The 14,021-nt window shown below is 70.5% G+C and carries 8 protein-coding genes; 2 read left to right on the forward strand and 6 right to left on the reverse strand.

The features are described 5' to 3' along the window. Positions 1 to 28: 28 nt before the first annotated feature. A complete protein-coding gene (locus AC5WS7_RS36655) occupies positions 29 to 748 on the forward strand; it encodes a DUF8020 domain-containing protein (protein ID WP_495959240.1) in 720 nt (239 codons plus the stop codon). A gap of 28 nt (positions 749 to 776) precedes the next feature. Here the strand turns inward: AC5WS7_RS36655 and AC5WS7_RS36660 are convergent, their stop codons facing one another. The 6 genes from AC5WS7_RS36660 to AC5WS7_RS36685 form a co-directional block, all read right to left on the reverse strand. Next, the gene (locus AC5WS7_RS36660) at positions 777 to 1,607 is read right to left on the reverse strand and encodes an NRDE family protein (RefSeq protein ID WP_495959241.1); all 831 of its coding nucleotides are present in this window, start codon (positions 1,605 to 1,607) and stop codon (positions 777 to 779) included. A 304-nt stretch (positions 1,608 to 1,911) separates the two neighbouring features. Then, the gene (locus AC5WS7_RS36665) at positions 1,912 to 3,261 is read right to left on the reverse strand and encodes a S1 family peptidase (RefSeq protein ID WP_495959242.1); all 1,350 of its coding nucleotides are present in this window, start codon (positions 3,259 to 3,261) and stop codon (positions 1,912 to 1,914) included. Positions 3,262 to 3,373: 112 nt separating this feature from the next. Next, on the reverse strand, positions 3,374 to 4,741 hold the full coding sequence (locus AC5WS7_RS36670; RefSeq protein WP_495959243.1) for a S1 family peptidase: 1,368 nt from the start codon (positions 4,739 to 4,741) through the stop codon (positions 3,374 to 3,376). Positions 4,742 to 4,910: 169 nt separating this feature from the next. Beyond that, the gene (locus AC5WS7_RS36675; protein ID WP_495959244.1) at positions 4,911 to 6,110 is read right to left on the reverse strand and encodes a hypothetical protein; all 1,200 of its coding nucleotides are present in this window, start codon (positions 6,108 to 6,110) and stop codon (positions 4,911 to 4,913) included. Between the two features lie 43 nt (positions 6,111 to 6,153). Further along, the gene (locus AC5WS7_RS36680; RefSeq protein WP_495959245.1) at positions 6,154 to 8,688 is read right to left on the reverse strand and encodes a LuxR C-terminal-related transcriptional regulator; all 2,535 of its coding nucleotides are present in this window, start codon (positions 8,686 to 8,688) and stop codon (positions 6,154 to 6,156) included. Positions 8,689 to 8,698: 10 nt separating this feature from the next. After that, positions 8,699 to 10,378, reverse strand: a complete 1,680-nt coding sequence (locus AC5WS7_RS36685; protein WP_495959246.1) for an Hsp70 family protein — start codon at positions 10,376 to 10,378, stop codon at positions 8,699 to 8,701. Positions 10,379 to 10,648: 270 nt separating this feature from the next. On the opposite strand from AC5WS7_RS36685, the gene AC5WS7_RS36690 reads away from it, so the two are divergent. Further along, positions 10,649 to 13,996 (forward strand): IniB N-terminal domain-containing protein, encoded by a 3,348-nt coding sequence (locus AC5WS7_RS36690; protein WP_495959247.1) that lies wholly within the window; start codon positions 10,649 to 10,651, stop codon positions 13,994 to 13,996. The last annotated feature ends 25 nt before the right edge of the window (positions 13,997 to 14,021 follow it).

A 14,021-nucleotide genomic window follows, 5' to 3' on the forward strand; every position in this document is an offset into this window, starting at 1 on the left:
CCGAAACCGATGAGGATTGGAATACCGAATGACGTTCCGCAGAAGCGCTGCGGCGGCGGCCGTGGTCATCGGGTCGATGACCGTCGCGCTGGGTACCGCGCACGCCGATCCCGCACCCGCCCGGACGCAGATCGAGTATTCGGCCGCGAAGGTCGGCAAGACGGTCGTCACCAAGCTGAAGAACGGGACGTTCCAGCTGGTCGACAAGCCCGGTGAGGCGCCCGGGCAGATCCGGCGGGTCGTGGACGTCAAGGATTCGGCCGGGGCGGTCGCCCTGGAACTGCCGCTGGACTTCCGCGTGTCCGGGGTACGGATACCGGTCACCCCGGTGCTGCGCGCGGACGGTCGCGAGCTGGATGTGACCCCGGTCCGCCCCGCCGGAGTGGACCTGAGCAAGCCGATCGCCCCCCGGCTGATCGGCGCGACGGTCGACGGCAAGCCGCTGCGTGCCCAGCCCGTCGCCTCGGCGGTGGAGAATCAGCGGGCCTTCAACGATGTCGCGACCAAAGCCGGACTCGCCTTCGCGGTCGGCGGTCTGATCGGCGCGGTGATCGGCGGACTGGTCGGTTGCGTGCTGACGTTCTGGATCGTCTGCATTCCGGGCCTCATCCTTGGCGGTATCGGCGGCGGAGTACTGGGCACGATCATGGCGGGCGGTCCGGCGCTGAATCAGTCGGTCATCGACCTGCAGAACACGTGGAAGGCCAAGGACGGCACCACTCAATGGGCGAATCCGGGTGGCCGGTGAGCGCTTTCGGCTCGGGCCGGTAGTCCGGTCAGTCCGGTAGTTCGACGCGGCCGCTGAAGCGGGCCTCACCCAGATCGCGTCCGAAAGCGGCGAAAGACCGCTCGGTGACGGTGAATTCGCCGTCCTCGCGCACCAGGAGCACTGTGCTGCAACGTGTCCCGTGGTCACTGCTGGGAATGAAGCGGGCAGAGACGGTCCGCTCGCGTTCGAGAGTCAGTCCGGTGGAAGGTAATTCGTCGTCGGATGCGATGGTGCGATCGGCCAGGACGGCCAGATAGCCGTCGACGTCGGCGGGATCGCATCCGATGACCGCGCCGAGGCCGCGCAGTCCCTGGCGCACCTTCGGCCAGGCCGGTGCGCCGGTGTCGGTGCGAATCATGGTGTCGCGCAGGGGATCCACCGAGCCCAGCAGCGCGCCGTTGGACAGTCCGTGCAAACCCGGCGGCAGTTCCAGCGGGGTGTGCGCGCTGCGGTTGCTGTGCCACCACAGCGTCTGTAGATCCGAGGCGATCAGGTTGTACCCGTTGTAGTCGTCCGGAGCCGCCGCGACCGCGGTGAGGAACTTCTTCGGGGCGGCGTCGCCGCGCAGGAAATCCATCAGCAGCGCACCGCGCGAACGCACCTCGACGCGATCCTCGCCCGGTCCGCGCACATTGGTCACCGCCGCGAACCGGTGCGCCCCGCTCATCAGGCCCAGCCACGTCCCCGGAACCGGCCCCCGCGCGCCCAGATCGCGCCCCGCCAGCAGCCCCGCCACCTCGGGCCACCACCGCATGGATTCGGTGGGCCGGATATAGAACTCGTCCCGGTTGGCCGCCACGATCAGCCGATACTCCGGGTGCGCTCGCCACCCTGTCAAAACCAGACACACTATCTTCCGCCTCCGCTTCGCCCCCGGTCTTCCCTCCTGCCGCCGCCCCGCTTCGCTCCTGGCGCTCCGGGCCCCGGAATCGGCTGTTCTCGGGGCGAAACTCAGGTGTCCCGACGGTCCTCGGTCTCCGTCCGGGCGTGCAATGTGCGGGGTGGCGGCCGCCTACCTCCAGGATGCCGGACGCCCACCCGCGAAGGTAACCATTCATTACCGCCATTGAACTGCCGATCTGCGGACCACGGCATGCGAAAGGGCCGACAGCGCAATGCCGTCGGCCCTTTCGGCGGGTAAATCAGTTGGTGCGCAGGCGCAGGCCCGGGTTGGCGGACAGCACCGCGCTCAAGGGCTGAGCGAACAGCTGGGGAGCGTTGCCGGTGAGGGCGCCGATGAGGTTGGGGATTTCGCAGATCGGGTAGTCGGCCACCGACGACGCGCTGGACACGCCCAGCGCCTTCGTGCCGGACACCAGCGGACCGCCGGAGTCGCCGGGCAGCGCGCAGATGGTCGCCGAGAACGAGTGCTCCAGGTTGTGATCGCCGACCTGGACCTCCTGGTCGACCGCGTTCACCACACCGCAGCTGAAACCGGTGCGCGAGCCCGACTTGCAGACCGGTGCGCCGACGACCGGCTCCGCCACGCCGGTGATGGCCAGCGGCGCCTGCCCCGGAACGCGGACCAGATTGTTGCTGAAACGGCCTCGCGCCGCGCTGTTGATCGCGACGATCGAGTAGTCCTGCGCGCCGAGCACCGACTTCTGGAAGGTGCCCAGCTGCGCGCCCAGGTGCTCGCCCGGCGCGACCTCGAACATGCCCGGGGCGTTCGCGGTGCCGGCGGCGGGGATGTTGGGGTCGCAGTGACCAGCGGTGATGTTGACCACGTTGCCGCGGCTGTCGGTGCCGTTGAAGCCCGAGGAGCAGATCAGCTGCATCTTGCCCGCGACCGAGGCGTACGCGTCACCAGCGGCGACCGGGGTGTTGCGCACCTGCCCCGCGACGGCCGAAGCCTTGGCGATGTCGGACTGCTGCGGGCCGGCCGGCGCGGCGGCCATCACGATGACCCGGGCCGGGTCGACGAAGCCGGGCATCGGCAGTCCGGCCTTGTCGACGCGGACCGCGAGCGCGTTGTTCACGGTGTCGATCACCGCGCCGCGCACCTGCTCCGACACCGACTTCGGCTGTCCGGCCAGCCACTGCTGGAAGGCGTTCTTCTCGCTGCGCAGCGCCGTCTCGGTCTTGGCGACCTGCTTGACCTGGTATCCGGCCTTGGCGGCTGCCTTGCCCGCATCGTCGTGACCGGCGCCGGGAGCCAGCGCGACCACGGCCTTACCGGCGTCGTCGAGCCACGCGCCGGCGAAGGTCTGCGGGTACTGCCGCTCCGCGGTGGTGGCGAAGGCGCTCACGTGCTGAGCCAGATCGGCCCGGCGCAGGTACTCCTGCGGCGAGATCTTCAGATCACGATGCACCGCGGTGGCCAGATCGACCGGCAGGTTCGGCGTGGGAGCCTTGGCCGGATCCGCGGACGCCGTCGCCGCTAGCGGGCCCAGGACCAACATCGCCGCCGAGGCGGCGACCGCTGCGTTGCGGAAACGGTTGCGCGAGCCGCGTCGGGCAGCGCGCGAGGGCAAGTGGCGTGGCAGGAGCATGTGCCGACTATATGGGTTTCGCACTCTGATGCCTACTTATCACGTCAGGTAACCGGACACGCGCACGGCGCGCACCGAAATCGTTCGGAAAGAATTCACGGACAATCCACACTCATCCGGCGTTCGGGCGTACTCGGACCGAGATGCCCGAACCGAGCCCACCGCCGGACTTGGCGTCGATGTCGGCGAGGATCGACCGGATCGGGATGCCCAGCGAGGCCGTGCCGCCGTACTGCGCGAGGTCGATGTTGGCCTCCTTGCAGTCCGGCGCATCGGCCGCGTTCGAACCGCTGGTGATGCCCAGGGCGAGCGTTCCGGTCACGATCGCGCCACCGCTGTCACCGCCCAGGGTGCACGCCGAACTGGCGAAACCGCGCACGGTCTTGGATTCGCCCTCCGCGGTGTACAGCTGCGTCTCCACCCGGTCCGCGACGACGAAACCGCAGGTGAACGTCGAGGATTGACCGGATTTGCACACCGGTGCGCCGGTCACCGGCTCGGCGGTGCCGGTGAGGGTCAGGGTGGTGCCGTTCGCGCCGCGCACCGAGGGCTTGTCCATACCGGCCTTCACCGCGCGGTCGGTCAGCTTGATCACCGAGTAGTCCAGGCCGTTCGCGCCGCCCAGCTGGGCGTTCACGAACGAACCCGCCTGCGGGCTCGACTTGAGATTGCGCGGATCGGGCACCCACACCCCGGCCTGCTGATTGCCCTTGCCCAGATTCGGATCGCAGTGTCCCGCACTGATGTTCAGCGCGGTGCCGTGCGAGTCGACGCTGTTGAAGCCGAACGAGCACACATCCACGGTCTTGAGTGCGGAGTCGTTCAGCGAGGTGGGCGCGCTGATGTAGGTGTCCCCGCCCATCGGGTGGTGATCGACCGGGCCGCCGTTGTCGGGGGACAGGATCACCTTCACATTGGCGATCAGCGTCGGCAGGTTCAGCAGATGTCCGGCCGGTGTGTTGGCGACGGTGAGCACCAGCTGACTGTTCAGGAAGTCGATCGCCACCGAGTTGATCGCCGAGGAGACCTGCCGGGGCAGGGTGTTGATCCACTGGGTGAGCTGATCGAGCGAGCTCTCCAGTTTGTCCGCCGAGATCGGGGCCAGCCGGGTCTGGAATCCGGCCGAGGACGCGGTCTTGGCCGCCTCGAGCGAGGTGACGGCCATGGTCGGTTTGCCGTCGCGCGTCATCCAGGCTCCGGCGAACTGCTCCGGATGCGCGGACCGGAACTCGCGGGCGTAGTCGCGCAGCTGCTGGGCCTTGGCGGCGCGGTCGAGATACTGCGCCGGCGTCATCTTCAGGTCGCGGGCGATGGCCTGCACCAGCGAGGGCGGCAACTGATCGGCCTTCAGCTGCGCTTGCGTGGGAGCGGGCGCGGCGCTGGCGGGTGCGGTACCGAGCAGGGGACTCAGGAACAGGGTCGAGGCGAATGCGACGGTGGAAGCTTTGACCGTTGCGCGACGGCCCGTCAACTTGCGCATGAAGTCCCTTCGTAGGGCACCCGATTGTGCCGGTAGATCCGAGTGCCGTGTTTCGTTGCGCGACAACGGCCCTCGCTCTGCTGTCGACCGCGCCGTCCGGCCGGCGCCGGAACATTACGGTCAGCGCATCACTTTAAGGCACAAACGCGTGAAGTTCGCTACGAACCGATCAGGGAATGTTCGCGGAGGGGAAACCGTAGGTCGGCGGCATCGGGAAGGTCGGGTAGGGGTCGAAAGTATATGGAAAGTACGGCGATTGGTTCGGTGAGGTGCCCCAGGAGCCGTCCGGGTCGGTCGTGCCGCTCGGCTCGGTGGTTGTCGTGGTGGACGGAGTGGATCCGGGCGGGGTCGTCTTCGCGGGCGGCGGGGTGGTGATCGGCGGCGGGACCACGGTGCGCCGGACCGGCGTGCGCGGGGTCGCCGTGATCGGGACGCGCGAGGTGCCGACCGGCCGCGGCGTCGTGGTGGGAGCGCTCGTCGTGGTGCCGGAACGCGCGTCGGGTTCCGACGGCGCGGGTGCCGCATTGCCGCCGCCCAGCAGCAACGCCACCGCGATACCGCCGAGCAGCAGGCCGATCGCCGCGGCCGCCGCGATCAGCAGCGGGGTGCGCCGGGCGCCGGCGGCGGGAGGCGTGACGACGGCCGGCGCCAGCTTGGTCGCGGTCGGCTCGGCGGCGGGCGCGGGCGGGGGCGGGGGCGGGGGTTCCGTTTCGGCGGCGCTCGGCCGGTTGATCGGGATGGCCGCGGAATAGGCCTGCGCCACCGGTTCGGCGTCGCGGATCGCGGGCAGTACGTCGGTGGCCTCTAGCGGGTTCTCCGCGTGACTGGGATCCGGCGGAGTGGTGCCCGCCGGTGTGGCCAGCACCGCGGTCAGCGCGCCCTGCGCGGCCGCGGCGGCGATCTCCCGGCCCGTCCGCGCGCCGGGCAGAATGGCCTCGCTGATCAGCACCACCGATCGCAGCCCCAGGTAGTCCAGGGCATCGCGCAGTGCCAGGACCTGCGCGGCCGGCCACTCCGCGGGATGGACGGCGTAGAACTCGGCGGGACCGCTGAGATGTTCGGCGGCCAGATCGATCAGGCAGAACACGGCCGTGGCCATCAGGTCCTCGCCCCGATAGGCCTCGCCCTCGTCGACGCTGATGCCCGCCGGGTCGCCGACGGCCGCGGTGAATCCGGTGATGGAATGCGACGGTCCGGGCGGGGGATCCCCGCCCAGTGCGGTATCGCCGTCGTCGGACATGTGCAGAACCGCGTCACGCACGACGAAATACGGCTCGGACGACTCTTCTCCGGGTTCGCCGCCTCCGCCGGTGACGATTGCCGCCAGGCATTCGTCGTCGGCGATTCGCAGGCCCACCCCTGTGGCCATCCTGGTTACCTCGCTCCGGTCCTCGGGTACGTGTTCGCACCGCCTACACGAGCAGCGAACCGTGCCCCATGGCGCGAAGCATCGACAATAGCTCCGAACGCGACCCGGCTCCGATCCGACGCCGGATGCGCGCGACATGATGCTCCACCGTCTTCGCCGAGATGTACAGCCGGGCGCCGATCTCCCGGTAGGTCATCCCGAGCAGCACCAGCTCCGCGACCTCGCGCTCGCGGTCGCTCAGCACCGAGCCCGGCGCTGGGGCGGGTTCGGGGCGTTCGGGCTGTGCCGGGGCAGCCGGGTCGGCGGAGCGTTGCGGCGGCCGGGCGTCGGCCCGGATGGTGCGGGCCAGTTTCAGCAGTGCGGTCGAATCCGCCGGGTCCTCGCCCGCCAGCGCCGCCTCGCTGGCCAGCCGGGCGGCATCCCAGCTCAATCCGATCTCGGCGAGTCTGCGCACCGCGGCGGTGACCCGGTCGCGGTCGACCTCGCCGCGCAGCACCAGGATCCAGGTGCGGCCCGCGTCGGCCAGGACCGCAGCGTGCGGGTCGCCGGTCTCGGCGGCGGCCTTGAGCCGATGCGCCGGCGGCAGCAATTCGTCGGGACAGCTGCGCGCGATCGCCGCCTGAATCGCGTACCAGTGGAACGCATTCGCCCACGCGGGCGGATTGTTCAAGCGGCACAACAACTCCCGGGCCGCCTCGACCAGTGCGGCGATCCGGCCCTCGTCGTTCAGCCGGATGCCGGCCAGCCACAGTTCGCCGATCGGCAGCAGCGCCGGCAGATCCGCGCCGACGTCGTCGAACAGCGGGTGGGCCGCCTGCCAGGCCAGAGCCAGGGCGGTGTGGTCGCCGCCGCGGCGGGCCAGGCCGACCCGGACGCCGTGTGCGAGCAGGCGTTCACGCGGGGGCAGGGCGGCGAAGTCCAGATCCGCGACGAGCGACGCGGCGGTGTGTTCGTCGCCGCCGAGCATCGCGGTCCAGGCCGCCAGCACGGGGTATCGAGCGGTATCACCGGGCAGCGTCCGGGCGGAACTGCTCCGCAGCGCGTCCGCCGCGCGATTCGGTTCGCCCATGCTCAGGCACAGCAGGGTCGCGATGGCGGTCGCGGGATAGGGGACGAAGCGGCCCGGGTCGGGGGCGGCGTTGTCGGCGCGGGCCGCCTGGATCAGTGCCGATGCGGCGGAAACCGCTGCGGCGCGGCCGGATTCGCCGACCGTGCGGGACAGGGCGTCGGCGATCGAGGCGGAGCGCGCGGTGGCCTCGGTCGGCGGCCACAGGTCCGCCGAAGCCGAGAGCGCGGCGGCGGATTCGGGGTGGCCGGACAAGTACAGCACGCTCGCGCCCAGGGCCCAGTCGGCGCCGACCCGGTCCGGCCCGAGCCAGGTGTACAGCCGCGCGGCGCGTGCGGCGAGCCCGCGCCGGGTCCACACTCCGGCGCAGATCCGCACGGCCGCGGCCAGATCCGGGTTCGGCGCGGCCGGATCGCCGAGGATCGGTTCGACCAGCCGCAGCGCGGTGTCACCGTCGCCGGTGCGGGCGGCGGCCTCGGCCCATCGAATCGCGATCGATCGCCGATCCGCGCCGCTGTGCTCGGCCGCGGCGTAGTAGCGGACCGCCTCGTTGCCCGCCTTTTCCGCTGCGGCGCAGAGGAATTCGGTGAGACGGACGTCGTGTACCCCGGATTCGGCGAGCAGCAGGGCGGTGTGATCGCGCAGCAGTCCGGCGTCCAGGCGGGCATGCAGCAGCCGTCGCTGCACGGCCAGGAAGCGGCGGTCGCCGACCAGCGTGCGCAGTGGGGACTCCGCGGCGGCCAGCAGCAGATCGGCGTCGGTCACCAGGGCCGTCGCGCGGGCCCGATCGATGAGATCCCGTGCGGTGGAGTAGTCCGTGCCCAGGATCTCGGTGAGTTCGTCGGGGTCCAGGCCGGTGCCGCTGGTGGCGACGACGAAGACGTCCAGCAGGTCCGGATCGGCGTCCTCGAGCATCGAGCGGGCCCAGGTGGTCGCGGCCCGGTCGACCGCGGCGATGCCGGCGTCGAGCCGGGCGGCGCTGGCCGCGGACAGGGTGGCGACCACGCCGCCGTGGATGCCGCCGGTCCGGCGGTGGACGTGTTCGACGATCGCGCGCGGGGCCATCATGCCCAGTTCGCGGGCGAAGGGGGCGATATCGCTCACGCCCAGCGGGCGCAGATCGGTCACCCGGCCGCGGCGGGACACCGCGTCGGTGAGTGCGCGCAGGGCGCCGTCGTGCGGGCGCGGGCGGGTCGCGACGATGATCGTGCCGCAGTCGGAACCGATTGCGGTGCTGAGCTTTTCCAGTTCGACTGGATCGAGCTCATGGGCGTCGTCCAGGATCAGCACGGGCCGTGAGCCCGGCGCCAGCGCCTCCGCGACGGTGTCGCAGGTGGGAATGCCGCGGGCCCGCAGCCGGGCGCGCACGGCGCCGAGCAGAGTGGATTTACCCGTTGCCGCGCGTCCGCGGATCAGGTGCACGAACGTCTCGTCGCCGTCGGATTCCAGTTCGCGCAGGATATCTCGCGCTCCGGGCAGCGATTCGACGGCGATGGGGGAGTTTGCGGCCACCGGCGCCACCTCACTTGCCCGTCTGCGGGAGTATCCGCCCCGGCGCCTGCAATACGGTGCCCAGGGTGTTGCCCGCCTGGTTCAGCGGGTTGGTGCCGGAATTGCCCAGTGGCGCACTGGGAACGGTGGGCGCGGCGGGAACCGTCGGAGCGGCGGGCGGCTGAATCGCAGGGACGGTGATCACCGTGACCGGCTGCTGCGCTGTCGTATTCGGCGACTGTGACGAATTGGCCGGGGCCGCGGGCGTTTGCGCCCGGGATGCCGCCGTACCCGCCGCGGGTGCGCCGCTCGCGGCCGTGGGCGCGCCCGCGTTGCGCGTCGTGATCGAGTTCGCCGCCGGCGCCCCGGATGCGACTGCTCCGCCCGGTGCCGCGCCGGCCGCCGAGCTGCCCGAGGAGGCGTTGGTGGTCGTACTGGTCCCGGCCGCAGGGGAATTCGTCGTCGGGGTGGTGGTGCCCAGGGCCAGCGTCCCGGTGGCCAGCGCCGCGCCCGCGATCGCCGCGGCGGCGATCAGGATCACCCGCCGCCGCGAGCTGGATCGGTCGGGGGTGGTGTCCTGTGGAAGTTCCGGTAGCACAGGGGTTCTCGATGCGGCCGGGAGATCCGGGACGGCATCGGAGGCTCCGGACCGGGCCGGAACCTCTCGGGCGGGTCGCGCGACCGCATCGCCCGCGGTGAGCGCGACGGCGTTGCGGGCCGCCGACCCGGCGAGCACTTCGGCGGCCAGCAGCGCCGCGCCCGCCGCGCTGGTGTGCGCCGGATCGTCGGCGGCGACGACCGGAATGCCGAATTCGGTCGAGATCAGCTCGGTGACCAAGGGAATCGATGCGCCCCCGCCGGTCAGCAGGATGCGGCCGACCGAGTCGCGGGACACTCCGGCCCGGCGCATCGCCTCGTGGATCAGTTCCAGCGAACTCAGCAGAGGGTCGCGGAGCAGATCCTCGAGTTCGTCGCGGACCAGCCGGACGTCGCGGGCGATACCCGGCAAACGGACCGGGATCGATGTGGCGGTATTTCCGGACAGTACTTCCTTGGCGTTCGTGCTGCGCTGCCGGATAACGGCCAATTCCTGCTCGGCGGCCGGATCGAACGGGTCGAAATCATAGTCGCCCACGGCATTTGCCAGCACGTAGCGCATGATCAGCAGATCGAATTCGTCACCGGCGATCGTGGTGGAGCGCAGCGATTCGCCCTGTAGCCCGCTCCCGTGGCCGGTCCCGGTCACCGAGACGGTCAGGCCGGTCGCGCCCAGGTCGTACACCACCACGGTCGTGCCATCGGCGATCTCGTGTGTGGTTTCGAGCCAGCGCACCGCTGCCGTCGGCTCCGGGACCAGGACGACATCGCCGAGCCCCGCCCGATCGAGTGCGTCCCGCTGCGTTTGCACCGCGTGCGAGGACCACCACGCCGGAAATGCCGCCACTGTGCTCGCGGGTTCGATGTCGCGCACCGCCGCGGCGATGGCCTCGGCGAGCAGATCGGCGGGCGCCAGCGCCCGGCCGTCGTCGGTGCGGATGTCCACCGGATCCCCGACCCGCGCGGGCAGGGTCCGGGCCAGATCCGGCGCCAAACCGGGCGCGGTCGGCCGGACGCGGACGGCGAGCCGGCTCGTCCGGCCGGAATCCGCCGTGGTCACGGCGACCGTCTGCGACGACCCGGCGGTGATGCCGAGCGTCAGGTCCTTGGTCATTCGAGAACCCCTGTCGTTCTGGACACGCGGTGCGGTGGATCGGCGAGTTCGGCGGGCTGCCGACTAACGAGCCTTTCGGTTGCTGGGGAGCACCCGTTACCGGTGTCCGGGTGATTGCGGGGAAATTCCCCTAATCCGCGACAACCCCCCAACGCGACCGGTCGCGACAGCAGGGGGTTTCACCCCGTTTCGCGTTGTCCTGCGGGTTTCTAGCGTCGAAGGCAATTCGACTACCGCGGATCGCAAGGGTCCGCCGATCCAGGAGACGCGATGACCCCGAACGCCATTCTCGAATTCATCCTCGCCCTGCTGCGTGACCACGAGGCCGCGACGGGCTACTGCATCAACCCCACCGAGGCCCTGAGCAATGCCGGTCTCGGCGCGGTCACTCCCGAGGACATCGCCGCCGTCGCGCCCATGGTCGCGGAATCGGCCCTGGTCTCCGGCGGTGATCAGCTCGCGGCGATCGTCGCGGCGGGTTCCGGTGCGCAGGCCGGTGGGAGCCTCGGTGCCGGTGCCGGTGCCGGTGCTGGTGCTGGTGCCGGTGCTGGTGGCGGTATCGGGGTCGGCGCTGGATTGGGTGGGGCTATCGGCACCGGTGCGGACATCGGTGCGGGTCTCGGCGCCGGTCTCGGTGCGGGCGGCGGTATCGGGCTCGGCGGGGATGTCGCGGGCGGCCTCGGCGCCGAAGTCGGCGCGGCACTCGGAGCCGGTGCCGCGGCCGGGCTCGGTGCCGCGGCGGGTCTGGCCACCGATCTTGCCGCTGGACTCGGTGCCGGGGCCGGTCTCGGGGCCGGCGCCGCCGCCGGGCTCGAAGCCGCGGGCGCAGCCCTGACCGCGGTGGCCGCCGACCTCGGCCTGGGGGCCACAGCCGCCGCGAACACCGCCGCACAGTCCACCGCCGCCCTGCAACTCGGCGCGAACACAGCCCTGGACACCGCGGCCGAACTCGGCGCGCAAGCGGCAACCGACCTGACCGCGGCCACCAACCTCACCGGAACCGTGAACACAGCCCTCGACACCGGCCTCCAAACGGCCGCGAACCTGGGTGGTGAGCTGGGCGCGGGCCTGGGGGCTGGTCTCGAATCGGCCAACGATCTGGGCGCTGAGCTGGGTGCCGGTCTGGGTTCGGTGGCCGGTCTCGGTGCCGAGGTGGGCGCTGGTTTGAATTCGGCTGCGAGTTTGGGCGCTGAGTTGGGTGCGGGCCTGGAATCGGCTGCGAATTTGGGTGCTGAGTTGGGTACGGGTCTGGGGTCGGCCGCGAATCTGGGCGCTGAGCTGGGTGCCGGTCTGGGTTCGGTGGCCGGTCTTGGTGCCGAGGTGGGCGCTGGTTTGAATTCGGCTGCGAATTTGGGTGCTGAGCTGGGTGCCGGTCTGGGTTCGGTGGCCGGTCTTGGTGCCGAGGTGGGCGCTGGTTTGAATTCGGCTGCGAATTTGGGTGCTGAGTTGGGTGCGGGTCTGGGGTCGGCTGCGAATTTGGGTGCTGAGTTGGGTGCGGGCTTGGAGTCGGCCGCGAATCTGGGTGCGGCCACCGACATCGGTGGCGAACTGGGTGCGGACCTGGAGTCGGCTGTGAACCTCGGTACCGAGTTGGGTGCGGGTCTGGACTCTGCCGCTGGGCTGACGACGGGGCTCGGTGCGGGTCTGGAGTCGGTCGCGAATCTGGGCGGTGAGTTGGGCGCTGGTTTGAACTCGGCCGCGAACGTGGGTACCGAGTTGGGTGCGGGCCTGGAATCGGCTGCCAATTTGGGGGCTGGTCTCGGTGCGGCCACCAACGTCGGTGCGGAATTGGGCGCGGATTTGGGATCGGCCGCGAACCTGGGCACTGAGTTGGGTGCGGGTTTGGGCTCTGCCGCTGGGCTGGCTGCCGGGATCGGTGACGGTTTGCAGTCGGCTGCGAATCTGGGTGCCGAGTTGGGTGCTGGTGTGGGGTCGGTCGCGAACGTAGGTGGTGAGCTGGGTGCGGGTCTGGAGTCAGCTGCCGGTTTGGGTGGTGAGCTGAGTACTGAACTGGGCACTGGTGTGCAGTCGGCGACCGAGGTGGCTGCGGGGCTCGGTGCTGGGGTGCAGTCGGCTGCCGGGCTGGGGACGGAGTTGGCCGGCCAGGTGGGCACCGGCCTGGAATCGGCTGCTGGCCTGGGGACCGAGTTGAGCAGTGAACTGGGCACTGGCCTGCAGTCCGCCGCTGGGTTGAGCGCAGGGCTCGATGCCGGCGTGCAGTCTGCCGCGGGGTTGGGGGCCGAGCTGGGCACCGGGCTGGATGCGGCTGCTGGTGCGGGCGCAGGGGTGGAGTCGGCGGTGGCTGCGGTTGCCGGTTCGACCTCGGCGGTGGCCGATCTTGCCGGGGCCGGTGCGCAGGTCGGGACGGGGTTGACGAGTGGTATCTCGTCGCAGCTCGGTGGCGTCGTGAACGCCGGGAGTGATCTGTCCACAACCTTGTCGTCCAGTGCGGAGTCGGCGTTGTCGGCCGGGACGGGTTTGTCCACGAGCCTGTCGACCGGTGTGGATGCTGCCGCGCAGACGGGGGCCGGGTTGTCCACGGCATTGTCCGCCGGGCTGAATTCGGCGGCTGCAGCCGGGGGCGATCTGTCCACAGCTGTGTCGGCCGGCGCGGAGTCGGCAGTCGCCGCGGGTGCGGGCCTTTCCACGGCCGCGGACTCGGTGGCGCAGGTGGGGAGCGGTCTGTCCACAACGTTGACCACGGGCGCGGATTCGGCCTTGCAGATCGGCGACGGGCTCTCCACGGCCTTGTCCTCCGGACTGAATTCCACCGTGCAGGCCGGAAACGGTTTGTCCACAACGCTGTCGGCCGGAGCCGATACGGCTGCACAGGTCGGCAGCGGTCTGTCCACAACGTTGGCGGGCGGTGCGAATTCGGCTGCGCAGGTGGGGAGCGGTTTGTCCACAACGTTGTCGTCCGGTGCGGATTCGGCGCTGCATGTTGGCGATGGTTTGTCCACGACGTTGTCGTCCGGTGCGGATTCGGTGGCGCATGCGGGAGGCGGGCTGTCCACGACGTTGACGTCCGGTGCGGATTCGGTGGCGCACGCTGGAAACGGTCTGTCGACGACGTTGTCGACGGGGGCCGACACGGCGCTGCACGCCGGGAACGGTTTGTCCACGACGTTGTCGTCCGGTGTGGATTCCGCCGCGCACGCTGGAAGTGGTTTGTCCACAACGCTTTCGATCGGAACCGAGTCGGCTGTGCATGCTGGCAGTGATCTGTCCACAGCTGTGTCGTCCGGGATGAATTCGGCGGGGACCGAGCTGCACGCGGGTACCGGGCTCGGGGCGAATGTGGGCGGAGTGACGGACAGCGCGGCGCACAGTGCGCTCGGGGTCGGTGGCGAACTCGGCGGGACGATGCCGGCAGCGGCTGCGAATCCGTGGGCGAGCGTGGACGTTTCGCATGCTTTCGGAAACGGTGTGGACTCGACGCTGAACACCGCGACGCACAGCACCATCGACAGCACACTGCATGCCGGGGCGAACGGTTCGCTCGGTGGTGGGCTGGACACCACGGCGCATACCGGAGCGGGCCTGTTCGGCGATACCACCGCCGCGACGACCACCGAGACGCATCCGGGCGCGGATATCACCGGCGGATTGCTGCACTGAGCGGAATTCGGTGAGGAGAGGGACA

The organism is Nocardia sp. PLKS1-43, assembly GCF_059510335.1.

Coding starts and splice junctions, on each gene's coding strand:
- AC5WS7_RS36655 (WP_495959240.1), top strand. CDS start 29: ATGACGTTCCGCAGAAGCGCTGCGGCGGCGGCCGTGGTCATCGGGTCG.
- AC5WS7_RS36665 (WP_495959242.1), bottom strand. CDS start 3,261: ATGCTCCTGCCACGCCACTTGCCCTCGCGCGCTGCCCGACGCGGCTCG.
- AC5WS7_RS36670 (WP_495959243.1), bottom strand. CDS start 4,741: ATGCGCAAGTTGACGGGCCGTCGCGCAACGGTCAAAGCTTCCACCGTC.
- AC5WS7_RS36675 (WP_495959244.1), bottom strand. CDS start 6,110: ATGGCCACAGGGGTGGGCCTGCGAATCGCCGACGACGAATGCCTGGCG.
- AC5WS7_RS36685 (WP_495959246.1), bottom strand. CDS start 10,378: ATGACCAAGGACCTGACGCTCGGCATCACCGCCGGGTCGTCGCAGACG.
- AC5WS7_RS36690 (WP_495959247.1), top strand. CDS start 10,649: ATGACCCCGAACGCCATTCTCGAATTCATCCTCGCCCTGCTGCGTGAC.